This is a genomic window from Paraliomyxa miuraensis (genome assembly GCF_026337845.1).
Classification (GTDB): domain Bacteria; phylum Myxococcota_A; class Polyangia; order Nannocystales; family Nannocystaceae; genus Paraliomyxa; species Paraliomyxa miuraensis.
Genome location: NZ_JAOVZF010000160.1, coordinates 375,553 through 400,964, shown reverse-complemented (window position 1 = coordinate 400,964; position 25,412 = coordinate 375,553). Strand labels below are relative to the sequence as shown.

21 protein-coding genes are annotated in these 25,412 nt (G+C 70.1%); 13 read left to right on the top strand and 8 right to left on the bottom strand.

What is annotated here, in order from left to right; all coding sequences use genetic code 11:
• Window positions 1-176: 176 nt before the first annotated feature.
• From OEB96_RS34930 to OEB96_RS34895, 8 genes are all read left to right on the top strand, one after another.
• A complete protein-coding gene (locus tag OEB96_RS34930) occupies window positions 177-1,313 on the top strand; it encodes an NAD(P)H-dependent glycerol-3-phosphate dehydrogenase (protein WP_266221186.1) in 1,137 nt (378 codons plus the stop codon).
• Between the two features lie 46 nt (window positions 1,314-1,359).
• Window positions 1,360-2,964: a serine/threonine protein kinase gene (locus OEB96_RS34925; protein WP_266221185.1), complete on the top strand. Its 1,605-nt coding sequence runs from the start codon at window positions 1,360-1,362 to the stop codon at window positions 2,962-2,964.
• A gap of 30 nt (window positions 2,965-2,994) precedes the next feature.
• On the top strand, window positions 2,995-3,699 hold the full coding sequence (locus OEB96_RS34920; protein WP_266221184.1) for a hypothetical protein: 705 nt from the start codon (window positions 2,995-2,997) through the stop codon (window positions 3,697-3,699).
• A 13-nt stretch (window positions 3,700-3,712) separates the two neighbouring features.
• Window positions 3,713-4,864: a coproporphyrinogen-III oxidase family protein gene (locus tag OEB96_RS34915; protein WP_266221183.1), complete on the top strand. Its 1,152-nt coding sequence runs from the start codon at window positions 3,713-3,715 to the stop codon at window positions 4,862-4,864.
• A 75-nt stretch (window positions 4,865-4,939) separates the two neighbouring features.
• Window positions 4,940-6,148 carry a hypothetical protein gene (locus OEB96_RS34910; protein ID WP_266221182.1) on the top strand — a complete coding sequence of 403 codons (1,209 nt, stop codon included), beginning with the start codon at window positions 4,940-4,942 and terminating at the stop codon, window positions 6,146-6,148.
• 77 nt (window positions 6,149-6,225) lie between these two features.
• Window positions 6,226-6,921: a nucleotide exchange factor GrpE gene (locus OEB96_RS34905; protein WP_266221181.1), complete on the top strand. Its 696-nt coding sequence runs from the start codon at window positions 6,226-6,228 to the stop codon at window positions 6,919-6,921.
• A 3-nt stretch (window positions 6,922-6,924) separates the two neighbouring features.
• On the top strand, window positions 6,925-8,757 hold the full coding sequence (gene dnaK, locus OEB96_RS34900; protein WP_266221180.1) for a molecular chaperone DnaK: 1,833 nt from the start codon (window positions 6,925-6,927) through the stop codon (window positions 8,755-8,757).
• A 13-nt stretch (window positions 8,758-8,770) separates the two neighbouring features.
• On the top strand, window positions 8,771-9,928 hold the full coding sequence (locus OEB96_RS34895) for a DnaJ C-terminal domain-containing protein (RefSeq protein WP_266221179.1): 1,158 nt from the start codon (window positions 8,771-8,773) through the stop codon (window positions 9,926-9,928).
• On the opposite strand, the gene OEB96_RS34890 is transcribed toward OEB96_RS34895, so the two are convergent.
• Both OEB96_RS34890 and OEB96_RS34885 read right to left on the bottom strand, forming a co-directional pair.
• The gene (locus OEB96_RS34890) at window positions 9,886-12,375 is read right to left on the bottom strand and encodes a protein kinase domain-containing protein (RefSeq protein ID WP_266221178.1); all 2,490 of its coding nucleotides are present in this window, start codon (window positions 12,373-12,375) and stop codon (window positions 9,886-9,888) included. The two genes, OEB96_RS34895 and OEB96_RS34890, sit on opposite strands and share 43 nt — an antisense overlap.
• A 4-nt stretch (window positions 12,376-12,379) precedes the next feature.
• Window positions 12,380-13,165: a hypothetical protein gene (locus tag OEB96_RS34885; protein ID WP_266221177.1), complete on the bottom strand. Its 786-nt coding sequence runs from the start codon at window positions 13,163-13,165 to the stop codon at window positions 12,380-12,382.
• A 315-nt stretch (window positions 13,166-13,480) separates the two neighbouring features.
• On the opposite strand from OEB96_RS34885, the gene OEB96_RS34880 reads away from it, so the two are divergent.
• The 3 genes from OEB96_RS34880 to OEB96_RS34870 all read left to right on the top strand — a co-directional run bounded on the left by OEB96_RS34880 (window position 13,481) and on the right by OEB96_RS34870 (window position 16,036).
• A complete protein-coding gene (locus OEB96_RS34880) occupies window positions 13,481-14,146 on the top strand; it encodes a GTP-binding protein (RefSeq protein WP_266221176.1) in 666 nt (221 codons plus the stop codon).
• The gene (locus tag OEB96_RS34875) at window positions 14,143-15,483 is read left to right on the top strand and encodes a sensor histidine kinase (protein ID WP_266221175.1); all 1,341 of its coding nucleotides are present in this window, start codon (window positions 14,143-14,145) and stop codon (window positions 15,481-15,483) included. The genes OEB96_RS34880 and OEB96_RS34875 overlap by 4 nt, the downstream gene beginning before the upstream one ends.
• A 283-nt stretch (window positions 15,484-15,766) precedes the next feature.
• A complete protein-coding gene (locus tag OEB96_RS34870; RefSeq protein WP_266221174.1) occupies window positions 15,767-16,036 on the top strand; it encodes a hypothetical protein in 270 nt (89 codons plus the stop codon).
• Between the two features lie 54 nt (window positions 16,037-16,090).
• On the opposite strand, the gene OEB96_RS34865 is transcribed toward OEB96_RS34870, so the two are convergent.
• Window positions 16,091-16,300: a hypothetical protein gene (locus OEB96_RS34865; RefSeq protein ID WP_266221173.1), complete on the bottom strand. Its 210-nt coding sequence runs from the start codon at window positions 16,298-16,300 to the stop codon at window positions 16,091-16,093.
• Between the two features lie 401 nt (window positions 16,301-16,701).
• Here OEB96_RS34865 and OEB96_RS34860 point away from each other — a divergent pair, with 401 nt between their 5' ends.
• Window positions 16,702-19,509, top strand: a complete 2,808-nt coding sequence (locus tag OEB96_RS34860; RefSeq protein WP_266221172.1) for a serine/threonine-protein kinase — start codon at window positions 16,702-16,704, stop codon at window positions 19,507-19,509.
• Here OEB96_RS34860 and OEB96_RS34855 read toward each other — a convergent pair.
• The 5 genes from OEB96_RS34855 to OEB96_RS34835 form a co-directional block, all read right to left on the bottom strand.
• Window positions 19,506-20,369 carry a hypothetical protein gene (locus OEB96_RS34855; RefSeq protein WP_266221171.1) on the bottom strand — a complete coding sequence of 288 codons (864 nt, stop codon included), beginning with the start codon at window positions 20,367-20,369 and terminating at the stop codon, window positions 19,506-19,508. The two genes, OEB96_RS34860 and OEB96_RS34855, sit on opposite strands and share 4 nt — an antisense overlap.
• Before the next feature lie 100 nt (window positions 20,370-20,469).
• Window positions 20,470-21,123: a type IV pilin protein gene (locus OEB96_RS46475; protein ID WP_323137465.1), complete on the bottom strand. Its 654-nt coding sequence runs from the start codon at window positions 21,121-21,123 to the stop codon at window positions 20,470-20,472.
• Between the two features lie 92 nt (window positions 21,124-21,215).
• A complete protein-coding gene (locus OEB96_RS34845) occupies window positions 21,216-21,983 on the bottom strand; it encodes a type IV pilin protein (protein WP_407674724.1) in 768 nt (255 codons plus the stop codon).
• Between the two features lie 123 nt (window positions 21,984-22,106).
• Entirely contained in the window at window positions 22,107-23,531 is a 1,425-nt protein-coding gene (locus tag OEB96_RS34840) for a sigma-54-dependent transcriptional regulator (RefSeq protein WP_266221169.1), read from the bottom strand.
• An 8-nt stretch (window positions 23,532-23,539) separates the two neighbouring features.
• Window positions 23,540-24,406: a class I SAM-dependent methyltransferase gene (locus OEB96_RS34835; RefSeq protein WP_266221168.1), complete on the bottom strand. Its 867-nt coding sequence runs from the start codon at window positions 24,404-24,406 to the stop codon at window positions 23,540-23,542.
• A gap of 43 nt (window positions 24,407-24,449) precedes the next feature.
• Here OEB96_RS34835 and OEB96_RS34830 point away from each other — a divergent pair, with 43 nt between their 5' ends.
• The gene (locus OEB96_RS34830) at window positions 24,450-25,373 is read left to right on the top strand and encodes a response regulator transcription factor (RefSeq protein WP_266221167.1); all 924 of its coding nucleotides are present in this window, start codon (window positions 24,450-24,452) and stop codon (window positions 25,371-25,373) included.
• The last annotated feature ends 39 nt before the right edge of the window (window positions 25,374-25,412 follow it).

The following is a 25,412-nucleotide window of genomic DNA, read 5'->3' as shown; positions in this document are numbered from 1 at the left end:
CGTTGCAATGACGCTGCGCAGCGGCTCCGTCCCGAGCGCCGCCATCGCCACGTTCCCTCGATACTACGGATCGGATCTATCATTCTACTCGAAACTGCCACTCCTTCCTGGAATGATGTCCCCGGGCGAAGCGGGCTGGGCGCAGGTCGCCCACCATGGGATGATTGGCGCGACGCATGGTCGATCCCACGGAGCCGTCCACCGAGTCGTCCACCGAGTCGTCGGTCGAGCCCCAGCCCCTGCGCACCGTGGCGGTGCTGGGCGCGGGGAGCTGGGGAACCGCCCTGGCCATCCACTGCGCCCGCCGCGGGCGCCCCACGGTGCTGTGGACCCGAACGACCGCTCACCACCAGGCGATGACCGCCGAGGGCCGCAATGCCCGCTACCTGCCCGATGCTCCGTTTCCGTCGGGCCTGACCACGACCGACGCGCTCGACGCTGCGCTCGCCGGAGCCGACCTGGTGATCTGCGCCATCCCGAGCCACGGCATGCGCGAAGCCATCGAGCGGGTGGCCTCGTTCTTCGCCAGGGATCCCTCGGCGCCCGCGCCCATGTATCTCATCGCGGCCAAGGGCATCGAGGTCGACTCGCTCTCCACCATGCACCAGGTGCTGGCGCAGGAGCTGGCTCCCCTCGCGAACCCGGAGGGCCGCGAGGCGCCGTCTGCCACGGGCGGGCCCGCGGAGCACCACGAGCGGATCGCGGCCCTCGGTGGACCCAGCTTTGCTGCGGAGGTGGCCAAGGGCCTTCCCACCACGGTGGTGGTGGGCGCGCAGAGCCCCGCCGTGGGGCAGGCGATCCAGCGGCTGCTCTCCGGTGACGGGGTGCGCGCCTACGTGACCGACGACATCCTGGGCGTCGAGCTCGGGGGGACGTTCAAGAACGTCATCGCGCTCGCGGCCGGGGTGGGCGACGGCGCGGGCCTGGGCCAGAACGCCCGCGCCGGTCTCATCACCCGCGGCCTCGCCGAGATGAGCCGGCTGGCGGTGGCACTGGGGGCCTTGCCGGCGACCCTGGCGGGCCTGGCCGGAATCGGTGACCTGGTCCTCACGTGTACCGGCGGCCTCTCTCGCAACCGCCGCGTGGGGATCGCCCTGGGCGAGGGCAAGACGCTCGAGGAGATCCTCGGCCGGATGGGCATGGTCGCCGAGGGGGTCAAGAACACGCTGTCGGCCCAGCGCTTGGCCCAGCGCGAGGGGGTCGACATGCCCCTGGTGGCGACCATGCATGCCATCCTCTACGAAGGAATGGCCGTCCAGGACGCCGTGGACGCACTGATGGGCCGCAAGCTCAAGGCCGAGCGCGAGTGGTAGGGGGCCCTTGGCTCCAATTGCCGATTCCGCTAGGCTACGCCCGACCTTGAGCAACATCGAGCCAACGCCCTTCGGGGACAAGTATGTGCTGGTCGAGCACATTGCGACCGGTGGCATGGCGGAGATCTATCGGGCCCAATACGCGGGCATCGAGGGCTTCGCGAAGGAGCTCGTGGTCAAGACGCTGCGCGAGGAGTTCGCGGCGCGCCCCGAGGTCGTCGAGATGTTCCTCGACGAGGCGCGCATGGCCGCCACCCTGACCCACAACAACGTCGTCCACACGTACGACCTGGGGGAGATCGGGGACGAGTACTTCATCGCGATGGAGCTGCTCAAGGGCGAGGAGCTCGTGCAGGTGCTGCGCACCTCGATGCAGGTGGGTCGCCCGCTGTCGATCGAGCTGGGCGTGGGCATCATCATGCAGTCGTGCGAGGGCCTGCACTACGTGCACAGCCGCACCGACGACGCCGGGCGCTCCCTGGGGCTGGTGCACCGCGACATCAACCCCACCAACATCCACGTCGGCTACGACGGCACCTGCAAGGTCCTCGACTTCGGGATCGCGGCCACCCGCGCGTCGGTCGTGGCCAAGAAGGGGCAGGTGGCCGGCAAGATCGCCTACATGGCGCCCGAGCAGCTGCGCGGCGAGGTCATCGATCTGCGCGCCGACATCTTCGCGCTCGGGGTGGTGCTCTACGAGATGGTGCTGGGGCGACGCCTGTTCCGAGGCCGTCGCGAGGAGGTCGCACGGCGCGTGCTCGAGGGCGACATCCCCCCGCCCACGTTCGTCGATCCACAGTTCCCCCCCGCGCTCGAGGCCATCATCATGAAGGCGCTCGAACTCGATCCCGCCGATCGCTACACCAACTGCGATCACTTCTTCCGCGCGCTCGAGGGCTTCCTCAACGAGGCGAGCCTCCAGTGCACCCCGCGCAAGGTCTCGGCCATGATGGTCGAGCTGTTCGGCGAGGGGGCCCCGGCCAAGGTCAACTACGACGACCAGTACGACGACCTCGAGGACGAGGCGCTCGACTTCGACGACTTCGAGCGCATCGACGACTCGGCCGAGGACGACGACGAGCCTCCCGACTGGGCTCGCAACCTGGGGGGCGACTCTCCGGGCCCCACCGCCAAGCGACGGGCGCTGACCATCGGCAACCTCGAGGCCCTGGTGGCCCAGGGCAGCCTCGACGAGTCGGGTCCCAACCCCGCCATCCCCCGCGAGGTGGGCGGGAGCCAGGCCGCCGTTTCCCGCCCCGTGACCCGCAGCCGCCTGCCCAAGGCCGCGGGTCCCAAGACCTCGGGCCACCATCGCATCGTGCCCAAGGGCGAGGCCGCGGTGGCCGAGCGCTCACGAGGCGGGCGCAAGTCCAAGAGCAGCACGCCCTCGGCCCCTCAAGCCGCGCTGCGGCGACCCACCGGTCGGCACACGAGCCGTCAGAAGACGACGCCCGGCACCGGCCGTCACAGCACCCTCAACCCCACCGGTCCTCTGGCAGCGGTGGCCCCCGATGCCGCCAGCGGTCGTACCTTCGGCCACGGCGTGGTCACCGAGAAGACCGGTGGCTCGTCGCCATGGATGTGGCTCATCGGCGTGGTCGCGCTGTCCGGGCTGGGCTACTTCGTCTACACCATGCTCACGAGCAAGTGAGCCTTCCACCTCGCAGCGCACGGAGCCCCGATGGCGAGCAACGGCTACGGCCTCCCCACTTGGAAGAAGCTCGGCGCGTTCCAGGTGTTTGGTGACTACGCCCCCATGCAGGGCTTTCGCGTGCTCCTCCAGATCGGCGCCGATCCGGAGTCCTTGCTCGACGCGCTCGAGCGCCGGGCGACGCGACAGGACCTGCTCGATCCCGATCTGGCGCGGGCCAGCCTGCGTGCAGGCCTGGGCCTTCTTCGCACCGGGCTGCCGAGCTTCGTCTACGCCACGGTCGAGGAGGTCATCGTGATGCTCCACGCCGAGGTGTCGAGCAGCGAGGGGGCCGTCGTGCAGGCGCAGTCGCGGCTGCTGTCCGAGTACGCGTCGGCGCTGTCGCTGCTGCTGGGGCTGCCGGCCGCCGCGGGCACGCGCCTCTACGAGGTCCCCGACGTCGAGGTGGCCCGTCGGGCGCTGGTGTCGCTGGTCGAGGACGTCGAAGAGGCCACCCCGCTGCGCAGCGCGATGTGGCTGGGCGCCCAGCTCAAGGGCAGGGGGCAGCCGTTCCACCCCTCGATGGTCGAGACGCTCGAGGAGCAGAGCCACCTCCTCCAGTCCAACGGCATCGACATGGACGCACTGCCGGCATGGTGGTGGCGCGGGGTCGCGGCGCGACCTGGCCCTTCGGGGGTCGAGGTCTTCGACGAACTGCCCGGCGGCGACGAGCTGGGCAACCTGCTCGAGTCGTGATCGGGCTCGAGTCGTGACGGGTCGCTCGATGGGGCTCTACGTCCACGTGCCGTTCTGCGCGCGGGCGTGCCCCTACTGCGACTTCGACTTCGAGGTCGGGCGCGACCCGCCGATCGATGCGTTCTTGCGGGATCTCGAGGCCGAGTGCGTGGCCCGGGCGCTGCCCGAGCGCCTGGCCGTGGACACGGTCTACGTGGGCGGCGGAACTCCCAGCCAGCTCGGTCCCCAGGGGTTGCGCGCGCTGCTGTCCTCGATCGACGCGCGCTTCGAGCTTCGCGCGACGGTCGAGCGCACGGTCGAGCTCAATCCCGAGCACGTCGACGAGGCGCTCTTGGAAGTGCTGGTCGAGGCGGGGGTGGATCGGGTGTCGCTGGGGGTGCAGTCGCTGCGACCCTCGGCGCTGGTGCAGCTGGGTCGGGCCCACGATCCCGAACGGGCCCGGCGCGCCCTCGTGGCGGCGGTGGCCCGGGGCCTGCGGGTGAGCGCCGATCTCATCGTGGGACATCCGGGGCAGCGGGCGGCGGCGCTGCGCGACGACGTGCGAGCGCTGCTCGACACCGGAGTCGAGCACGTCTCGATCTATGCGCTGACGATCGAGGCGGGCACTCCGTGGGAGTCGCTGGTGCGGCGCGGACGTCGACGCATGCCGCGGGCGGACACCCAGGCTCGGCGCTTGCTCGAGGCCGAGGCGCTGCTGTGCGACGCGGGCCTTCATCACTACGAGGTCGCCAGCTACGCTCGCCCCGGCGCTCGGGCTCGGCACAACCTGGGCTACTGGACCGGGGCCGACTACGTGGGCCTGGGACCGTCGGCGGCCTCGGCGATCCACCACAGCGATGGGGCGGTGGAGCGCCGGACCAACCTCCGAGGGCTGTCGGCCTGGCGCGCCCGGCCGGGCGCGGCCGCCGATCGAGAGCGGCTGTCCCCGCGAGCGGCCGCCGCCGAGGGGCTGTGGCTCGGACTGCGGGCGCTCGAGGGCATCGAGCTGGCCGCCTGGCTGCGGCGCTTTCCCGTCGTCGACGAGGCTTGGGTTCGCGCTCGCACGGCGCAGCAGGTGGCGCGCGGCAACCTCGAGTGGTTCGAGGGCGAACGCGGGGTCGTGCTCCGGGTGGCCCCGGGTCGCTGGCTCTGGCACGACGAGATCGGCGCGGACCTGGTTTCCTGAGTCGATGTGCGCGAAGTGCACAAGTGCTTGGGTCGCGTGCACGGGGCGGCGGACGGAGTTAGAGTCGCGAGGACGATGACGGACCTGCCTCCCAAGCTCGAGGCCGCCAAGGGCCCTCCGTTGTCGGCCGCGGATCCGTCGCCGGTGACCCTTTGCCTGAGCGAGCGCCAGGAGCAGATCCTACGCGCCGTGTGTCGCGACTTCATCGTCAGCGGCGAGCCGGTCGCCTCGGCCGCGCTCGTGCGGCGCCATGGGTTTCGGTGGTCCTCGGCGACCCTGCGACAGGAGCTTGCGGCGCTCGAGCGGCTCGGCCTGCTCTGGCGGCCGCACCGCTCGGCGGGCTGCTCGCCCACCGAGGTTGGCCTGCGATGCTACGTGACCTTGCTTCCGGCCAGTCGGGCGGAGCCCAAGCTGCTCGACGCGGTCGATCGCAGCTTGCAGCGCGTCCGCGAGGACCCCAGCCGTAGTATGCGGGCCGCCGTGTGCGTGCTCTCGGAGGCCTCCGGCTGCCTGGCCGTCTCGTTCCTCGGCACGGCGCAGGGCGGTCGCATGGAGCAGGTGGACGTGGTCCCCCTGGTGGGATCGCGGGGCCTGGTGGTGCTCACCCTCGAGGGCGGGGCGACCCATGTGCAGCCCATCGAGCTCGAGTCGAGCCATGAACTGGCCGGTCGCGCTGCGTCCGATCCGTCGTCCGAGCTCCTCGGCCTGCAGGAGCGCCTGCGCCGGCTGTGCGTGGGGCGGACCTTGCCCGACGCGCGCGAGGCCCTGCTCCGCCGGCTCGGGGAGCACGAGGCCCAGATCGATCGCCTGTTGGCCCAGGCCCTCCGGGTGGGGCTGACCCTGTGCTCGGTTGGGCCGCTCGATCCCCTCTGGATGCAGATCGCGGGGCAGCCGTCCCTCGCCCGCGGCTTGGCCGACTCGGAGCGGCTGGGCGACGTCCTCGCGTTGCTCGAGGACGATCAGCGCCTGGCCGAGGTGCTCGATCAGCTGCTGCCGGCCGACGGCGACGATCCCCGAGCCCGGGTCCACGTTGGGGTGGTCGGGGTGACCGGGATGGCCGAGCTGGCCGGCCTGGGCAGCGCATGGTCGGATGGTCCCGAACCGGGCCTGTGTCTGGTGGGGTGTCGGGTTCCCATGCCCGGGGGTGGTGGGGGGGCAGGCTCCGATCGCGGTCCGGATCGCGGCGCAGTGGCCCTGCTGGGCTCGGCCCGCATGGATTACGCGGCCATGATTCCTCTGGTAGAGTACGCGGCCCGAGCACTCGCGGCGCGAATGTGTGCCTGAGGTCTGCATGTGGCTCGATCGGCCGCCGACCTCGGCGTTCGGGTCGCAGCGGCAAGAACGGAAACGACGAAAACAGCATGAGCGCCAACCACGACCAAGATCCTGCTGGCGATGACGCGATGAGCGCCGAGATCGAGCGAACCATGGCCGAAGCCGAAGCCGCCGTGTCCTCGATGGGAGCCGAAGGCGAGGAGGGAGCCGAGGACGACGAGGACACCGTCGACTTCGATGCGATCCTCACGGCCAAGGACGACGAGATCGCAGCCCTCAAGGACAAGTGGCTGCGGGCCGTGGCGGACCACGAGAACTACAAGAAGCGGGTCAAGCGGGACATCGACGATGCGGTGGCTCGCAAGGCGCAGACCCTGCTGTCGAGCTTCCTGCCCACCGTGGACAACCTCGAGCGCGCGCTCGAGATCGCCGAGCCGGTGTCGGCCAGGATGACGGCCTCGGGCGCCGAAGGCGACCGGCCATCGGGACCGGCGGGCGGCGACGATGCGGCCAACATCGAGCAGGTGGTCAAGGGCCTGCGGATGGTTCGCGACGAATTCCTCGGCAGCCTCAAGAAGAACGGCATCGAGCCCGTGCCTGCGGTGGGGGTGCCGTTCGATCCCGCGATCCACGACGCGCTCCAGCAGTTCGACTCGCCCGATCACGCGCCCGGCGTGGTGATCCGCGAGTTCGAGAAGGGCTACAAGCTCGGTGACCGCCTGCTGCGCCCGGCCCGGGTCATCGTGGCGGGGGCGGGGTCGGGGGGCGGCACGGAGTCCTGACGCATGAGCGGGGGGAGCGGCAGGATCGTCGGCATCGATCTGGGGACCACCAACTCCTGCGTGGCCGTCATGATCGACGGCGAGGTGCGCGTCATCTCCAACCCCGAGGGCAGCCGCACCACGCCCAGCGTGGTCGCCTTCACCGAGGAAGGCGAGCGGCTCGTGGGCCAGATCGCCAAGCGGCAGGCGATCACCAACCCCACCAACACGATCTACGCGGCCAAGCGGCTCATCGGTCGCAAGCTCGCCGATCCCGAGATCGCGGGCCTGCGCCGGCTGCTCCCCTACCAGCTGTGCGCCGCCGACAACGGCGACGCCTGGGTCGAGGTCTGGGGGCGCGCCCACTCGCCCAGCGAGATCGGGGCCGCGGTGCTCACCAAGATGAAGGAAGCGGCGCAGGCGGTGCTCGGCGAGCCGGTCACCCGGGCCATCGTCACCGTGCCCGCCTACTTCAACGACACCCAGCGCCAGGCCACCAAGGACGCCGGCCAGATCGCGGGGCTCACCGTCGAGCGCATCATCAACGAGCCGACCGCGGCCACGCTGGCCTATGGCTTGCACGAGCGCCAGGACAGCCGCATCGTGGCCGTCTACGACCTCGGCGGCGGCACCTTCGACATCTCGCTGCTCGAGATGCGCGAGGGCGTGTTCGAGGTGCTCGCGACCGCGGGTGACACCTTCCTCGGCGGCGAGGACTTCGACCACGCGATCGTCGACTGGTGCGCCGAGCAGTTCCTGCGCGAGCACGGCTTCGACCTGCGCAGCGAGAAGCTCGCGATGCAGCGGCTCAAGGAGGCGGCCGAGAAGGCCAAGCAGGAGCTGTCGTTCGCGCTCGAGACCGAGCTGAACCTCCCGTTCATCGCCGCGCCCACGGGCCAGCCGCTGCACTTCTCGGCCAGCCTGTCGCGGCGTCAGCTCGAGACCCTGACCAAGGGCCTCGTCGAGCGCACGGTGGGGCCGTGCCTGCAGGTGCTGCAGGACGCCGAGCTCGAGCCCAACGAGATCGACGAGGTGCTGCTGGTGGGCGGCCAGACCCGCATGCCCATGGTGATCGAGCGGGTCAAGCAGCTGTTCGGCCGCGAGCCCAGCAAGTCGGTCAACCCCGACGAGGTCGTGGCGGCCGGGGCCGCGATCCAGGGCGCGGTGCTCGAGGGACAGATCGACGGCGTGCTGCTGCTCGACGTCGTGCCGCTGCCCATCGGCGTGGAGACCCAGGGCGGGGTGTTCTCGCCGCTCATCCCCAGGAACACCACGATCCCCACGCGCAAGTCCGAGGTGTTCAGCACCACCGTCGACAACCAGCCGGTGGTCAACGTGCACGTGCTGCAGGGCCTGCGGGACATGGCCGACGACAACAAGAGCCTCGCCCGCTTCCAGCTCACCGACATCCCGCCCGCGCCGCGCGGCGTGCCCCAGATCCAGGTCACGTTCGAGATCGACGCCAACGGGATCCTGGGCGTCACCGCCAAGGACCTGGGCACCGGCCGGCAGACCAGCGTGACCGTGCAGCCGAGCTCCGGCCTGGCCCAGGATCAGATCGACAAGCTCGTGGTCGAGGCCGAGACCAAGAAGGGCGAGGATCGGGTGCGCCGCGAGCTCGTCGATCTACGCAACCGGGCCGAGACGCTCGTGTACACCTGCCGCCGCTCGCTCGAGGTCTACGGCAGCGCGCTGGCTCCTGCCGATCGCGAGGACATCGAGCGCGACGCGGCCCGGCTCGAGTCCTTGCTCGAGGCCAGCCCGGGCCTCGCCGAGCTCGGGCAGGCCCTGGCCGCGCTCGAGAGCTCGTCGCACCAGATCTACGAGGCGATGCTGTCCGAAGCGGGGCCCGAGTAGGCCCCTGCGGCGGATGAATCACGACCGGGCCATGGCCACCGACGACTACTACGCGGTGCTCGGGGTCGACCGCCGCGCCGGTCCCGACGAGATCAAGAAGGCGTTTCGCAGCCTCACCAAGCAGTGGCACCCCGATCGCCATCCCGACGATCTCGAGGTGGCCGAGCGCTATCGCCGGATCAACGAGGCCTACAACACGCTCGGCGATGCAGCGGCCCGTGCCCGCTACGACATGACCCAGCGCCTCGAGGGCATCGAGCTGCGGCGTGGGTCCGGAGGGCAGGGCGCTCGTGATCTGCTCGGCCAGGTGTTCGGCGACGTGTTCGGTACCCGCCGCGAGCGGCGTCGGCGGGGACGAGACCTGCGCTACACGCTGACGGTGTCGCTGCCCGACGCGGTGCGCGGCTCGTCGCACGACATCGAGTTCGAGGCCCCTGGCCCCTGCGATGCATGCCGCGGCACGGGCACGCGCCCGGGAGGGCAGCCACCGCAGACCTGCTCGCTGTGCGGGGGCAAGGGCGAGGTCAAGGGCGAGGGGTTGCTGGCGCGGCGCTCCCCCTGCGGTCGCTGCAGCGGGCTGGGCCTCGTCCAGCCCGATCCCTGCCAGGCCTGCCGCGGCCGCGGTACCCGTCGTCACCTGCGTGCGTTCGTCGTCAACCTGCCGCCCGGCACCGAAGCCGGCGCCGAGCGGGTGCTCACCGGTGAGGGGGAGCCCGGGCGCTTCGGAGGGACGGCGGGGGACCTGCGGGTCACCGTCAACGTCACCCCACACCCGTGGCTGCGCCGCGAGGGCGACGAACTCCTGTGCGAGCTTTGGCTGTCGGTGTCCGAGGCCGCGGCCGGGGCCAAGGTTCCCGTGCCCACCGTCGACGGCATGGTGCACGTGGACGTGCCGCCCGGGGTGCGCAGCGGCACCAAGCTGCGGCTACGGGGCAAGGGGGCGCCCAAGCGTGGGAATGGGCGTGGGAATGAGCGTGGGAATGGGCGCGGCAGTGGTCGCGGAGACCAACTGGTGACGGTGGTCGTGGAGACGCCCGTGCTCGGTGGGGCACCGCACGTGGCCGAGGCCCTGCGGCGGCTCGAAGAGGCGTGTGCCGTCGCGCCCGGGTCACTGCCTCGTCGACACGCTCAGCGTGCCGCGTTCGAAGGCGAGCGGTCGTCGGAGTCGTGAGCGTCGATCGGTGCCTCGTTGTCTTGCAACCATCGCTCGATCTCCTCGGCCTGTGCCGGGTCGTCGGTCCGCACCAGCTCGAGTCCCCGCTGGGCGTGGGCCCGGGACTCCTCGAGCCGCCCCACCCCGCGCAGCGCCTTGGCCATGAGCAGGTATGCGGTGCCCATGACCACGTGTGAAGCGGGCGAGTCCGCAAAGCGCTCGAGCACGCGGCCGCAGTGCCCGATCGCGGCCTCGTACTCGCCACGCTCGTGCTCGATCTTGCACTTGCCCAGGATCGCGAACTGGCTCATCCCGTGCGAAGGACCCACGGTGGCCTCGAAGATCGCTCGCGCCTGCTCCAGCGCCTCGTCGGCCTCGGCGTAGCGCTTTCGCTCGATCAGCGAGGTGCCCAGGTTGAACCACGAGATCCCCACGTCCACGTGATCCTCGCCGAGGGTTTCTTGCTTGAACTCGAGCGCCTGCAGCGTCAGCTCGTGCGACCTCTCGAGGTCCCCGGCCTCCTTGTACAGCACGCCGAGGTTGTTCAGCAGCCACCCGCGCGCGGTGTCGTCGTTGGCCTGCTCCACGGCCGCTCGAGCGGCCAGCTCGATCGCCTTGCCCTCGCCGAGCCGTCGCTGCATCGCCAACGCGTAGATGAGCCACGTCCACGATCGCGCCCCGGTGACATGGTCGCCCGCCTTGGCCGCCTCGACGATCGCGGCCTCGAGCGTGACCTGGGCCTCGCGTGCCGAGCCTCCCATGACCTGCAGGCTCCCCAGGCACTCCAGCGCCTCGGCATGCACCGGGGGGTATCGGGTCTGCTCGGCACGCTCGACCACCGAGTGAGCCAGCTCGAGCCCACGCGCGAGCTCGCCCGAATCCTTGGCAGTCTCGGCCTCGTCGATCGAGCGTCGGATCTCCAGCACGCGCTCGCCCAGCTCGGGATCGTCGGGCAGCAGCGTGGCGCTCATCGTATCGGGATTGGCGCAGTCCTTGATGCGGGGGAGCTGGAACGGGAGCAGGGTGCGGTCCCCGGCCTGCGCGGCGCTCTCGATGCGGCCGAGGGCGTCGACGGTCGAGCGCATGCGGTTCTTGCGACGCTCGAGGCAGTGAATGCGCTGGTCGTGCAGCTCCATGCTCTGTTGCCGGGACACTTGGGTGGCGTGGCACGACTCGGCGTGCATCGTCGACCACGCCGCGGCGTAGCCGTCGAGCTGCTGCTCCACCCGACCCCACAGCTCCTGTGCCTGGGGGTGTCCGCTGCCGACGAAGGCACGCTGCACCGCGTCGCGATCGGCCTCGCCCCACACCGTGGCGAGCTCCGTGGCGGACGCCGCACAGGGATCCTCGTCGAAGTCGAACACCAGCCCCACCCCGAAGCCGAGCGCGAGCGTCGCGCTGGCCGCCACCAGCGGCCAGCGCCGCGGAGGCTCCTTCAGCTCGTCGAGCAGCGCACGCATCGAGGAGAACCGCCGGTTCGGGTCGACCGACAGACCCTTCCGCAGCGCACGACGCACGCGGGCTGGCACCCGGCCGTGCGTGCGTCCCGTGAGCATCGAGCGCTCGTCGAGCACGCGGCCCCGCGCCAGGTTCCAGCGGCGCTCCTCGAAGCCGTCGCCGATCACCGGGGAGCGGCCATAGATCGCCAGGTGCAGGCACACGCAGAACGTGAACTGGTCGCTGCGGTGATTGACGCGGTCTCCGGCCACCTGCTCGGGCGCCATGTACACGGGCGTGCCCACCACGCAGCCGTCGTCGGTGAGGTGGGGATCCGAGCCCGACAGCGGCTCGAGCGTCCCCGGCGGCCGAGACACCATGCGGCGCGACGAGCCAGTGGATCGGCCAGACCAGCCTCCTCGAGGATCCACGAGCGACGCCACCCCGAAGTCGAGCACCCGCACGAGCCCGTCGTCGTCGCTCACGATCACGTTGGAGGGCTTGAAGTCGCGGTGCACGAAGCCGGCGTCGTGGGCCGCGGCCAGCCCCTCCCCCGCGGCTCGGAACACCTTGAGGATCTCCGCCACGCTGCGAGGCCGCTGCTCGAGCCACTCGCGCAGCGTGCACCCGCGGAGCAGCTCCATCGCGATGAACACACCGTAGCCGGTGAGCCCGGAGTCGTAGACGGCGACCACGTTGGGGTGCTGCAGCTTGGCGAGCATCTGCGCCTCCCGCTGGAGCCGGAGCTCCGTGCCCGACTCGTCCTCCTCGATCACGCGTCGCAGGAGCTTGAGCGCCACGTTGCGATCGAGCTGCGGATCGTAGGCCTTGTAGACCACCCCCATGCCGCCCTCGCCGAGCGCCCCGAGCACGGTGTAGCGGCCGACCTGGTCGCCCGACGCCGGCTGCGGGAACTCGGCCTCGTCGACCCCGGCGCGAGCGAATGCGGCGCGAAGCGCCATGGACTCCTCGCTCCGCGAGCCCGAGCTCGGCGTGGGATTTTGGACGGTGGTGCGATCGTTGCCCACGACGCTACTCCGGGGTGCTCACGAACACGGAGATGGTCGGGTAGACGGCACCGTCGGCGGTGGCTCCCTCGGCACACTCGGTGTAGAAGCCTTGCTCGTCGATGCAGCGCTGGTGCTGCACGCAGTCGTCGTACGCGGTGATGCCACACAGCTCGAAGTCCTCGGCGCAGGTGCGGCCGTTGGCGATCGCCGCCGCTTGTCCTTCGGGCGTGCCGCGACACGCGTAGCGAGTGGGCTCCGCGGCGAGCACGTTGCCGAAGTACGTGGCCTCGTACAGGGGATAGGCGGACGACGGGCCGAGCCCGATCGCGGGATGATCGGCCGTCACCCAGATCCAGACCTCCTGGCCCGACGCATTGGTTCGCGCCAGCAAGCACGCGCTCACCCACTGCTGGCAGTCCTCGTCGCACGCGCCCTCCTTCCACTCGGGGGCCAGGCCGAGGAGGCCGTGGAGCTCCAGGAGCCCTTCCCCCACGTCCTTGGTGATCGAGTCGCCCGGGGGCAGTGCGCACTCCACCAGGTACCGCGCCACGCTGCGCCCGGCACTGGTGGACAACAGTCCGCCACCCTCGTCGAGGCCATCGTTGGTCGCCAGCCCAAAGCCCGTGTCGAGTCCGCTGACGCTTGGGTCGTTGAGCCCATTGGGGATGCTCAGCCCGATCGTTGGAGGAGGCGTCAGATCGCCGTCCGACGAGCGGAAGACGAGTGCCCCATGGTTCGTCGCGTCCTCGTCGCAGGCCGCCATGCACGAAAGCCCCAGCACCAACCCCAATCCGATGATCGTCTTCATGACCCCAGCACTCCTGTCTGATTCGGTGGTGAGCAAGCACCCGGCGGGCTCACCGATCCCATAGGCGGTTTGAAGTGGAACCCTTACGGTGCAAGCCGCACCGATCGATTTTTCATGAAAGTCGTGTCGCCTTGGCTCACATCGGTGCAATGATCGGCCAGTAGGCCGCCTAGTTTGGCCCTTGCACTGGGTACGCTGTGGATCATTGGGGTGTCGTAGACCCCATGTGCAGCACGAGGGCGCATGGTTTGCGCCCCCAGTCCGCCGTCGGCTCGTGGGCTGGTAAGCTCTCGCCCGACGGGGCAAGGACGCGCCATGGCCTTCATCGACATGTCCCGGCGGGAGCTGACGATCAAGCTGGTCTACTACGGGCCCGCGCTGAGCGGGAAGACGACCAACCTCATCCAGCTCCACCGTCGCATGCAGGGGCACACCGACGGCGAGCTGGTGACGCTCAACACCCGGGACGACCGCACGCTGTTCTTCGATCTGCTGCCGCTGCGGCTGTCGGTGCGGGGAGGCCTGTCGCTGCGGGTCAAGCTCTTCACCGTTCCCGGCCAGGTCATCCACAACACCACCCGCAAGATCGTGCTGCAGGGGGCCGACGGCGTGGCGTTCGTGGCCGACTCGCGCGTGAGCCAGACGCGGGCCAACAACGAGAGCTTCGCCAACCTCCGCGCCAACCTGCTCGACAACGGCATCGTCATGAGCGAGCTGGGCATGGTCATCCAGCTCAACAAGCGCGACCTTCCGGGGATCCGCACCGACGAGGAGGTCGCTCGCATTCGCGCCAAGGGCAGCGAGCCGGTCTACACCGCCGTGGCGCTGCGCGGCGACGGCGTGGCCGAGACCTTCCTCGGGCTGTTCTCGCAGTCGTGGCGCAAGCTCGAGCGTCGCTACGGCTTCCAGGAGCGCTTCGGCGTCGAGCACGACGACGTCGTGGAGAGCCTGTCGCACGCGCTGGGAGGAGCCACTCCGTGACGCTGCCGGCGATCTCCTTCGGGGTGGCCGATCGCAAGCCCGCCCTCGACGAGCTGCTGTCCGAGGCCGATGCCTCGCGCTGTCTCGCCGCATTCGTGGCCGGCGGGGTGGAGGGCCTGGCCGTGTTCCGCGACGACGGGCCGGCCTACGCGGTGGCCAGCCGACCCGGCGGCGTGCTCACCCGCTGGGACACGCTGCCCCCGGAGGCGCTCACCGCCCTGCGGCGCGGGGGCGATCGCAGCTTCGGGCTCGAAGGCCCCAGGCCGCCGGACGCATCCGAGCCCGGCGCCGCCGCCCGCACGAGCTATCGCTTCGAGGTTCGCCCGCTGTTCGCCGGAGCCGAGCGGGTGGCGGTGCTCGTGGTGGCCCGTCGCACCGAAGGGGGAGGGGCCATCGAGCCGCGGCTGTGCGATGCGGTGGCAGGAGTGCTGGGGCAGCTGCTGCAGTCCTCGTTTGCCGCCTGGATCACCTCGCAGGTCCACCTTGCTGCCAGCGAGGAGTCGCACGAGGAGCTCGCCCACCGAAACGCCGAGCTGCAGCGCGCAGTCGAGCACCTGCGCCAGCTCGACAAGCTCAAGAGCAACTTCTTGGCCACCGTCTCGCACGAGCTGCGCACTCCGCTGACCTCGGTGATCGGGTTCTCCGAGATGCTGCTCGAGGGGCTTGCGGGTCCGCTCAACGAAGAGCAACGCGAGTACGTCGACACCATCCACCACCGCGGCGAGGAGCTGCTGTCGCTCATCACCGATCTGCTCGAGATGTCGCAGCTCGAGGGCGGCTCGGTTCGACTGAGCCTGCAGGCGCACTCGGTGCCGGAGCTGCTGGTCCGCGCGCTCGATGCCGTGCGGCTCGCGGCCGAGCAGGCGGGCATCGAGCTGCACCTGTCCCACGCCCAGGTGCCGATACCACGCGTGGTGGTCGACGGTGAGAAGATCCAGCGCGTGCTGGTCAACCTGCTCGGCAACGCGATCAAGTTCACGCCCGCCGGGGGGCACGTGACCGTGGAAGCCTGCATGGCACCGATCCGGCGGCCCTTCCAGGAGGAGACCCTGTTCGGCGAGGAAGATCCCGATGCGGTGCGGATCACCGTGCGCGACACGGGGATCGGCATCGCTCCCGAGCAGCTCGGTCGGGTGTTCGAGGCGTTCTATCAGGTCGACCAGGGGTCCACGAGGGCCTACGGCGGCGCCGGCCTGGGGCTCTCGATCGTGCGCAACCTCGTGGTGGCGCATGGCGGCGAGGTCTGGGCGGAGAGCGAGCCGGGGCGGGGGACGGCGATCTCCTTCACCCTTCCGGTGGCCTCGGCCGTGGCCGAGAGCGCCGAGATCTCCGAGTAGGGATCCGGCTGGCCATCCGAGGGCCGAGGCGCTCGAGGCGAGGGCGCTTGGGCGATCGAAGGATGCGATCGGACCGATCGAGATCGTCGCAGGAGATCGCCACGCTGGATCACCACGCGCCGCGATCCATCGTGGTGGGATCGCTTCGGATCGCTCCATTGGATCCGGCGATCACCACGCCGAACCGCCAGATCGATCCACTTTCTCCCTCGACATGGCCTTTGCTTCGCGTCGGCGTTGCGGCAAGCTTCCCGCGCGTCGCCAAGGGCCGCGTAGGTGATCGATGAAGGTGCAGCAGCAGCTCGAGGCGTTGGAGCGCCTCGCCGAGGCGCTATCGGTGCGCGTGAGCTATGAGCCGATGGCGGGCCTGGTCCAGAACACGGGCGGCTTGTGTCGCGTGCGTGGGGAGTACCGGGTGATCATCGACCGACGGCTCAAGCCCCCCGAGCGGGTGCAGATCCTGCTCGATGCCCTGCGCCGGTTCGACACCCATCACCTCGCGGTCGAGCCCGAGGTTCGCGAGCTGCTCACCCCCACGCGCGCGGCGGGATAGCCTCGGCGTCCGGGCCTGGACGAGCGTCCACCTGCACGAGGGTTCGGGCCGTCGCTAGGGCCGCAGCAGGCGCTCCAGCCTCGGGTCGTCGTGGAGGAGCGCCTCGACCTCCGCGCGTATCGCGGCAATCGTGGCCGGTGACGCATTGGGCGGAAGCTGAGCCCGCACGGCTCGCTCGATGAGCTGACTTCGGGCCGCGGGGAGGTCGAGGTTGCCGGCGGCGAGCCCGGAGGCGATCGCATCGAGATCAGGCGATCCCGACACCGAGTCCGTCGCTCTGGCTGCCTCGGCCCCGGCGGTGCCGGAGACCTCCGCGGGTCCCCGGCTGCCCTCGGAGGGCGAAAGTGGCGTCGCACCGCGGGATCCAACGCCGCGGAGCGGGTCACTGGGGTCTGCGTCTCCCGAATTCGGCATGACTTCGCCTCCGAGTGTATCATCGGGCTCGTTTTGTCCCCGTTGCGCGCACCCCAGGCCCCTCGATGCCCGCCCCGCCCCGGGCCCAAGCGCGTGGCAGCCGCCGATTCGTCGCGCCGGGTGGCGGGATCCGCAGGGTCGGCTAAACCGGCCGACTTTCTCGTTATACTGCTGACCGGTCCACGAGGACCCAAGCACGCGGGGACGAGTCTTCCCCGCCGCGGGCCCAAGCGGGCCGTCCGGAGCCGCCGGTGAACCTTCCTACGCAGTACGGACCGTATCTGCTGCTCGAGCGCGTCAGCGTCGGCGGCATGGCCGAGGTCTACAAGGCCAAGGAGTACGGGGTCGAGGGCTTCGAGCGCACCGTTGCGGTCAAGCGCATCTTGCCCCATGTCGCCGAGGACGACGAGTTCATCGCCATGTTCAAGGACGAGGCGAAGATCGCCGTCCAGCTGAACCACGGCAACATCGCCCAGATCTACAACCTGGGTAACGAGCAGGACAGCTTTTACATCGCCCTCGAGTACGTCGCCGGTCGAGACCTTCGCGCGATCTTCCAGCGTGCGCAGCAGATGGGGCAGCCGATGCCGGTTGCCCAGGCCTGCTACATCATCATGAAGATCTGCGAGGGCCTCGACTACGCGCACAACAAGAAGGACAAGTACAACCGCCCGCTCTCGATCGTCCATCGCGACGTCAGCCCGCCCAACATCCTGGTGTCGTTCGAGGGCGAGGTGAAGCTCATCGACTTCGGTGTGGCCAAGGCGGCCGGCCGAGCGTCCCGTACCCAGGCCGGCATCCTCAAGGGCAAATTCGGCTACATGTCCCCCGAGCAGGTCCGCGGCATGCCGCTGGATCGCCGCAGCGACGTGTTCTCGGTGGGCGTGGTGTTGTTCGAGATCCTCGTCGGCCAGCGCTTGTTCCAGGCCGAGACCGACTTCGCCACGCTCGAGAAGGTGCGAGCGGTCGACGTCCCGCGTCCCACTCAGGTCAACCCCAACATCCCCAAGCCGCTCGAGAACATCATCTTCAAGGCGCTCACCCGCGAGCCCGAGCAGCGCTACCAGTCCGCCATCGAGCTGCACGACGAGCTGCAGGCGTTCATGTTCGCGCAGGGCCTGTTCTACAGCCGCAAGGACCTCGCGGCGTGGATGCGGGAGAACTACCACCGGGAGATCGAGCAGGAGAAGGAGAAGGCGGCGGCTCAGGCCGACCTTCGTCCCGAGCAGTTCAAGCCCAACGGTCGCGGCAAGGCCACCGGTGGTGGTCGTCCGCCCCCGCCCCCCTCGGGCGGTCGCCCGCCTCCACCCCCCCCTGGGGGCCGTGCCGCGGGTCCGCCCGCCCCACCGGGGGCCGACGGCAAGAAGGCACCCAAGCGCAAGACGATGGTCATGACCACGTCGCGCAACCTCCCGCCGCCGCCGGGTGGCAAGCCCAAGCCACCGGGGCGCGCCGCGGAGCCGCCCATCGATCCGCCGACCATCCCGGTGGGCTCGCTCATCAACAAGCCGGCCATCGAGCTGCCCAAGCCCAAGGGGGCCAGCAAGCCCAAGGCCAAGGCCACCTCCAACTACGCGGCCACTCCGGGCTCCGACTTCGACTGGGACGACGACGAGCTCGAGACCCGACTGTTCGACGACGACGGCAAGGAGGCCGGCAAGGACGACGACGCGGGCACCGATTCCAGCGTACCCACCAAGGTCGAGCTCGGTGCTCGGCCGATGCCGTCGGCCTTGCCCATGCCGGCGCCGGCACCCGCGCCCATGGCCGCGTCGGCCGACGCGGCCCCCGACAAGGGCATGACCATGGTGCCGGGCGACATGATGGCGCCGCAGGCCATGCAGGCCATGCAGGCGCAGGCCATGCAGGCTCAGGCCCACCCGGCCCACCAGATCCCGGGTGGGGGGATGCCCGCGGCCCCTGGCATGATGGGGATGGGCGCTCCGGGCATGCAGCCGCAGATGCCGGGGCAAGGGCCCATGGCCCCCGGGTTCGGCAATCAGGGCTCGATGCCCGGCTTCCCCATGGCGCCTGGAATGATGGGCGGGGCCCCGGGCATGGTGCCCAGCGGGGCGGGTCCCGCCATGCCCCCGCCTCCCGGCATGGGGTTCGACTACGACGATCGCCCGCGCAAGTCCAACGTGGGTCCGATCGTCATCATCGTGCTCGCGCTCCTGGTGCTGTTCGGCGCCGCGTTCGGGGGCATCTACGTGATGCTCAAGGACAAGGGCGGCAAGGGCGGCGGATCCGTCGCCGAGGACGGCGGTGGCAAGGACGGCGACGGCAAGGGCACCGCCATGGGGGCATTGTCCATCCAGGTCACGCCCACCGACGCCAAGGTCGCGGTCGACGGCAAGGAGCTCTCGGGTGCGTCGCCGTTCGTCACCTCGGTCTCACCGGGCAAGCACAAGATCAAGATCACCCACGACACGCACCTCGACTTCGAGACCGAGGTCGACGTCCCCGATGCCGGCCTCAACGTCCCGCCCATTGCACTGCAGCCCAAGGCGGTCAAGCTCTCGTTCGAGCTGGTGCCGGCCGAGGCCACCGCGAGCGTGATGTCGGGTGACCAGGTGATCGGAACGGGCACCAACGGGGGCCAGCTCCCGGTGGTGCGCAAGCCCGATGTGGCCTACGAGGTGCAGGTGAGCGCGCCGGGCTACACCTCGCTGCGTCAGCCCATCACGTTCACCGGTGAGCCGACGCAGGTGGTCAAGGTCACCCTGGTCAAGGGCGCCGAGGTCGTTGCCAAGGCCGATCCTCCACCGGAGACCAACGACGGCGGCAGCAGCTCGTCGAGCACCAAGAAGAAGCGCGGCGGGGGCAGCCGACCCAAGCCCACCGCGGCCAAGACGGCCACGCTGCGCATCGGGACCAAGCCGGGCGTGCCTCCGGCCAAGGTCACCGTCGACGGCAAGTCGGTGGGGACCACGCCGCTGATGAAGGTCATGGTCACGCCGGGCAAGCACACCATCAAGTTCACCTGGGCCGGGCGAGCTCCCGCGACCGAGACGGTCTCGGTGGGCGACGGTCAGACGGCGACGGTCAAGGGCGGCTAGTCCCCTGACCCGAAGTCGTTGCTGGAACCCGGGGCAGGGGACAGCGGGCTGGCCTCGGCGCGGATGACCGCGTAGAGCGAGTCGGGCACGTAGGGAGCCACGCGCTGCTGCTCGGCGACGAAGGCCTCGCGGAGCCGCTCGAGGCGCTCGACGCCTTCGCGGCCGACCAAACCGCCGAGCTTGAGGCGGAGCAGGCGGCGGTGGGCCTCGTCCTCGGCCTCGACCAGCTGGCTCTCGAGGAACTGGATCGCGAGCTGATCGGTGGCGTGCTCGGTGATGAGGGTCGCGGCATAGCGCCGCACCAGGGGGTCGGCACCGTGGGCGGCTGCCTTGCGGATGAGCTCGATGCCCTCGGCTTGCAGCGCCTCCTTCTCGGCCGGGGAGAAGCCGGGGGTCGAGCCCACTTGATGGGTCAGCAGCATGCCGTGTGCGTAGAGCAGCTCGTGGCTCTCGGGGAAGCGCCGTAGCCCCGCGCGATAGATCCGAGAGGCGCTCTGCACCATCGTGCGATCGATCTTGCCCGCGCCTCCGTAGATCGCGGTGATGCCCCCCCACAGATAGGGGCGGTGGAAGCGGGGGGCGAGGGCGGAGATGGCCCAGACGTAGCGCTCGACCATGACGGTGTCGGTGTGGCCGAGGTTCTCGCCCGCGAACACCAGCGCACGAACCCAGACCAGGTCGGCGATCGCCTCGCGGTAGCCCAGGCTCATCACCTCGAGCGTGCGAGGAGTGGGCAGCACCGCGACCTCGTGCCCGGGTGGCAGCGCGGCCCGGCGCTCGTCCACGCGGTCGTGCACGAGGCTCGTGGCAGCCACGAGGCCTGCGAGCAGCAGCGGCACGCCGAGGGAGCTTGGGCGCATGATGAGCAAGAGGATAGCGCAGCAACCAAAAGGAGAAGGCCCCCGAAGGGGCCTTCGTTGCCGCGGGCCGTAGTGGGCCGCGGTCGTCCGCTGGTGGGGACTACTCGACTTCTTGGTCGATGTAGAGGCCCGCCGCCGCGTTCACGCCGTTCTCGTCGGCTGCACCCGAGCGCTCGTAGGTCGAGTAGACCAGGTCGGCGTCGAGGTCGCCGAACGCCTGCGCGGTGAACTGACACGAGCCGAAGCCCGCGCCCGAGTTGCTGGCCTGGAAGTTGTAGTGGAAGTAGTGCGCCTGCTCCTGCTGGAAGTTCAGGGCGTTCCACACCGGGTTGTCGGCCCAGTCGGTCATGTCGTAGTAGCCCGGACCACCGCCGCCCTGCGCGGGCACGCAGCGACCACCGGGCCCGTCGTTGCAGTCGATAGCGAAGTCCGGCGTGACGTCGGCCTGGCTCTGGCCCGTCTCCTCACCCACTCGGTGCGGGCAGCGGTGCGGGGCGAGGGCGGAGATGGCACCGCCGGCGCCGATGACCTGCACCTGGCCGCGATCGACGTGCTCTTCGTTGAAGTAAGCCGATGCCGCATCGAACAGCTTGGCGATCTGTACCCGCGCCTCGCTGGTCTTGCTGCGCCGCATGTACTTGGTCAGGGCCGGAATGGCGATTGCCGCCAAGATGCCCAGGATCGCGACCACGATCATCAGCTCGATGAGGGTAAAGCCGCGTGCCTTCTTCCACTTGTCGATGTTCACGTACATCGTCTCGTCGTCCTTTCGTCGTTCCCGTCGTTGCCGTCCCGGCCGTCGTCGTTCGGAGAGGTGTCCTCACCCCTCGAAGTTGGAATGTCTCGTTACTCGTTCTCCCGGTAGGTCCCGGTCTGGTCGGTGCCGTAGTGCACCTCGTCCTCGTAGTGGGTCGAGGTGAACGCCCAGTATTGTCCGTCGAAGTCGAAGTCGCACAGCGCGTAGCTGTAGAACCAGTCGCGCGCGAAGTAGGCGTCGGAGCCCGCGGGGAACACCTGGTTGGCCAGCGTGTCGGAGGGGGGCTCGTCGGCCGTGGCGGGGTCGGACGAGTCGGTGCCGTGCCCCGAGATCGTCGCGTAGCCGCACCAGGAGTTGCCGCCGTCGGGGAGGAAGCGCAGCGCATCGAAGCCGTGCAGCGCACCACCGCCGCGGAAGTACTCGGCGTCGCCCTGGCCGGCCAGCGTGTACTCGCCCGCCGACACGTCCCAGGCGATGGGGCCGTGCTCGAGCTGGATGTTGGTGGCCAGCGGGTAGGTACAGCCGGGCCCCTCGCAGTTGGTGGTGCTGGCGTAGTGCCCCTGCACGGCACGGAAGCTGCGCTGGCGCAGCGCGAGGTTGGAGAGGTCGGAGATGACCTCGGTCTTGTGGGCGTTGCGCACGTTGCGGGAGTAGGCCGCGATCGCCACCGCCGCGAGCACGCCGAGGATCACGATCACCGTCATCAGCTCGATGAGGGTGAAACCGTACGACGCGCGAGGGGCTCGACGGGTCGGGCTCGGGCTCGGGCGCAGCACGCCGCCCTGCTCAGCAGATTCCGTGCCAGCTCTGGGAGTCGACGCAAGCCTGGGGGCTTGGCGGCGAAAGGACGGATCCATGACGCTCCATGGCCAAGAATTCGACGAGCTGGGGTGCCGAGAATTGTCACCGTGCCGTGGTTCGTCACCGAAGGAGCGCACTTTACCCCCTATGGACTACGTTCTGAGCGCGGTTCGGCGCGTTCAGCCGTCGCCGTCGGATCCGGATGCGACCTGGATCCCGAGCTTCTCGAGCCGGTAGCGCAGCGAGCGGAAGGTGATCTTGAGCAGCTTGGCGGCTTCCTTGCGCACCCCGCGGGTCCGCCGCAAGGCGGCCGAGATGAGGTGCCTCTCGAGGTCGGCCACGGCCTGATCGAGGTCGAGGCCATCCTCGGGCAGCTCGAAGGGGGCCGTGGGGGTCGGCGACGCGTGGGTGGTGCCGTGCTCGGGCAGATTGGCCGCGGTGAGCATGGTGCTCCCTTCCAGCGCCACTGCACGCTCGACGAGGTTCTCGAGCTCGCGGACGTTGCCGGGGTAGTCGTGTCGCAGGAACCACTCCATCGCCTCGGGGGTGATCCCCCGCAGCTCTCGTCCCAGCTCGCGATTGAGGCGTTCGAAGAAGCGCTCGACCAGCGGGGTGACGTCCTCGGGCCGATGGCGCAGCGGGGGGAGCACCACCGAGACCACGTCGAGACGAAAGTAGAGGTCGCTGCGGAATTCTCCGGCCTCGATCGCCGCCTCGAGGTCGCGGTTGGTGGCCGTGACCACGCGGCAGTCGACGGGGAACTCGTGATCGCCTCCGACGGGTCGGATCGTGCGCTCCTGGAGCGCGCGCAGCAGCTTGACCTGCATGGGGAGGCTGAGGTCGCCGATCTCGTCGAGGAACAGGGTGCCGCCGCGGGCCGCCACGAACACGCCGTCGCGGGGGCCCGCGGCCCCGGTGAACGCACCCTTGACGTGCCCGAACAGCTCGGACTCCATCAGGCTCTCGGGGATGGCGCCGCAGTTGATCGCCACGAACGGGCCATCGACGCGGTCGGACAGGCTGTGCAGGGCTCGGGCCACCAGCTCCTTGCCGGTGCCCGACTCGCCGCGGATGAGGATGTTGGTGCGGGTGGGCGCCACGCGGCGCACCAGCTCGAAGACCCGCTGCATCGCGGTCGATCGCGCCACCATGCCCTCGAGACGCCATACGCCGCGCAGCTCGTCGCGCAGGCGCTGGTTCTCCGAGCCGAGGTCGACGCGCTCGAGCGCGCGCATGACCACGACCTGGATCTCGTCGAGTTCGAACGGCTTGGTGAGGTAGTCGTAGGCGCCGAGCTTCATCGCCTCGACCGCGGTCGCGGTGGTGGCAAAGGCGGTGATCATGATGACCAGCGGAGGCTCGGGCCTGGCGATCACCCGGCGCAGCAGCTCGAGCCCATCCACGCCGGGCATCGTCAGATCGGTGATCACCAGGTCGAACGGTCGCGCATCGAGGCGCTCGAGCGCCAAGGCCCCGCCCTCGACGGCCTCGACTTCGTGCCCGGCCCGGCGCAGGCAGATGGTGAGGAGCTCGCGCATGCTCGGCTCGTCATCGACGACGAGGATCCGGGCGTGTCGCGCTTGAGCCTGCAACGTGGTCACCATTGGTCACCCTACTGCCGGGGTGCCGACCGTGGGAAGGGTGCGGGGCCAGGCCCAGAGCCAGAGCCAGAGCCAGAGCCGAGCTGGGGGCCAGATCCAGGGTTGGGCCGGTGCGGGGGCATGGGGCGGCGAAGCACCATGAGCAGGTGGGCCGCGAGGCGGCGGATCACGGGCTGATCGCGCGCGCGCCACTCGAGCCCGGCGAGGAGCCGCCCCAGCAGCGGCACGGCGAGCAGGTGCGGCGAGGCCACGACCACCCGCACCCCGTGGAGGTCGACGGGCGTGAGGGTGGGCGGAAGGCGCTCGGTGACCCGTGAGAGCACGTCGAAGCGGGTCAGCCCGCGTGGCGAGTCGACCACCAGCGAGGTGCTGCTCTGCCGGCGAGCGAGGTGACGCAGCCCATGGAACAGGCCGATCGGGCTACGGGCGTTGTCGAGCCCCAGCACCGCCACGCCTCCGGGCGTCAGGACGCGGCCCACCTCGGTGAGGGCCGATTCGAGGGCCGTCTGCGAGCTCCTGGCGTCGTGTCCCAGGTGGGGCAAGGTGCGCAACGAGTAGACGCAGTCGAACGAGGCATCGGGCAGGGGCAGACCAATGGCCGCTCCGCGGCCCAGATCGACCGCATCGACGACGGAGAGGTGGTCGACGCGGGGTCCGACCCAATCGGTGACCTCGGGTGAGCCTCGGCCCAGATCGAGGACGCGCCGGCCCGTGGCGTGGCGGAGCACCACATCGGCGGTCAGTCGGTCGACGAGCGCGGTCAGGCGGTCCGACTCGCGGGTGGGCAGCAGGGCGGGCTGGTCCGGCAGGCCCACGGGCGCGAGGATCAGGGGCGCCTTGCCGCCGGTTCGAGAAGGCCCCTTCGTTGACCGGCTCACGATCGCCATGGTACGCCTGCCTTAGCCCAGGAGCCTCTCTTCCATGCCTACGAAGATCCTCGCGATCGACGACAGTAAGACGATGCGGCTGGCGATCAAGATTACGTTCGCCGCCGAGGATGCCGATGTGACGTCGGTCAGCAAGGGCTCGGATGCCGTTGCGCGTGCCAAGCAGTTGGGCGCCGACGTGGTCCTGGTCGATGCCAACCTCGCAGCCGGCGAGCCTTCGGGCTATGACGTCTGCCGAGCGTTGAAGTCGGATCCGGCCACGTCTGGGATCCCCGTGCTGATGTTGGTGAGCAACCAGGCGCCGGTGGACGAGGCCAAGATCGCCGCCGTGGGTGGCGATGGCTGGATCAGCAAGCCGTTCGATTCCCAGGAGCTCATCGACAAGGTCGCCGCGGTGAAGGGCAAGGCCCCGGCCAAGGTCTCGGTGGCTGCGGCCGAGCCCGCGGCCTCGCAGTCGGGCACGAGCAAGCGCGTGCGTCCGAACAACCGGACGCAGATGGGCATGCCGTCGCCGACGCCGCCACCCACGACGGCCGCGACCACGCCGGCCGCTCCGGCTCGAACCCCGCGCCAGCCGGCACCGGCGCCAACGCCGGCCCCAACGCCAGCCGTGGCAGCCCCGCCGCAGCGAGCGCCGCGTCAGCCGGCGGCCGCGGCCGCGACGCCCACTCCGCGCACAGCGACGCCTCCGGCTCGATCGGCTGCGCCCGCGGCTGCGATGACTTCGTCCGCAGCCCCCGGATCCATCCCGATCGCGATTCCGATTCCGTTCACCGCGGCCGATTCACCGACGCCGGGAATGGTCGCGCGGATCCAGGCCGCCGCTTCGTCGGGTGGAGTCGATCCCAGGGTTGCCGAGGCCATCGCGTCCCTGAGCCGCGAGGTGATCGAGCGGATCGTCTGGGAGGTCGTGCCGGACCTGGCGGAGAGCATCATTCGCGAGCAGCAGTCGGCCTAGGCTGCGTGATGTTTCGCCGCCGGCCACCGCCCGCGCGTG

Excerpts from the sequence above, each read along its gene's own strand:
- OEB96_RS34930 (WP_266221186.1), top strand. The coding sequence starts at position 177 with ATGGTCGATCCCACGGAGCCGTCCACCGAGTCGTCCACCGAGTCGTCG.
- OEB96_RS34920 (WP_266221184.1), top strand. The coding sequence starts at position 2,995 with ATGGCGAGCAACGGCTACGGCCTCCCCACTTGGAAGAAGCTCGGCGCG.
- OEB96_RS34910 (WP_266221182.1), top strand. The coding sequence starts at position 4,940 with ATGACGGACCTGCCTCCCAAGCTCGAGGCCGCCAAGGGCCCTCCGTTG.
- OEB96_RS34905 (WP_266221181.1), top strand. The coding sequence starts at position 6,226 with ATGAGCGCCAACCACGACCAAGATCCTGCTGGCGATGACGCGATGAGC.
- dnaK (WP_266221180.1), top strand. The coding sequence starts at position 6,925 with ATGAGCGGGGGGAGCGGCAGGATCGTCGGCATCGATCTGGGGACCACC.
- OEB96_RS34895 (WP_266221179.1), top strand. The coding sequence starts at position 8,771 with ATGAATCACGACCGGGCCATGGCCACCGACGACTACTACGCGGTGCTC.
- OEB96_RS34885 (WP_266221177.1), bottom strand. The coding sequence starts at position 13,165 with ATGAAGACGATCATCGGATTGGGGTTGGTGCTGGGGCTTTCGTGCATG.
- OEB96_RS34880 (WP_266221176.1), top strand. The coding sequence starts at position 13,481 with ATGGCCTTCATCGACATGTCCCGGCGGGAGCTGACGATCAAGCTGGTC.
- OEB96_RS34870 (WP_266221174.1), top strand. The coding sequence starts at position 15,767 with ATGAAGGTGCAGCAGCAGCTCGAGGCGTTGGAGCGCCTCGCCGAGGCG.
- OEB96_RS34855 (WP_266221171.1), bottom strand. The coding sequence starts at position 20,369 with ATGCGCCCAAGCTCCCTCGGCGTGCCGCTGCTGCTCGCAGGCCTCGTG.
- OEB96_RS46475 (WP_323137465.1), bottom strand. The coding sequence starts at position 21,123 with ATGTACGTGAACATCGACAAGTGGAAGAAGGCACGCGGCTTTACCCTC.
- OEB96_RS34845 (WP_407674724.1), bottom strand. The coding sequence starts at position 21,983 with ATGGATCCGTCCTTTCGCCGCCAAGCCCCCAGGCTTGCGTCGACTCCC.
- OEB96_RS34840 (WP_266221169.1), bottom strand. The coding sequence starts at position 23,531 with ATGGTGACCACGTTGCAGGCTCAAGCGCGACACGCCCGGATCCTCGTC.
- OEB96_RS34830 (WP_266221167.1), top strand. The coding sequence starts at position 24,450 with ATGCCTACGAAGATCCTCGCGATCGACGACAGTAAGACGATGCGGCTG.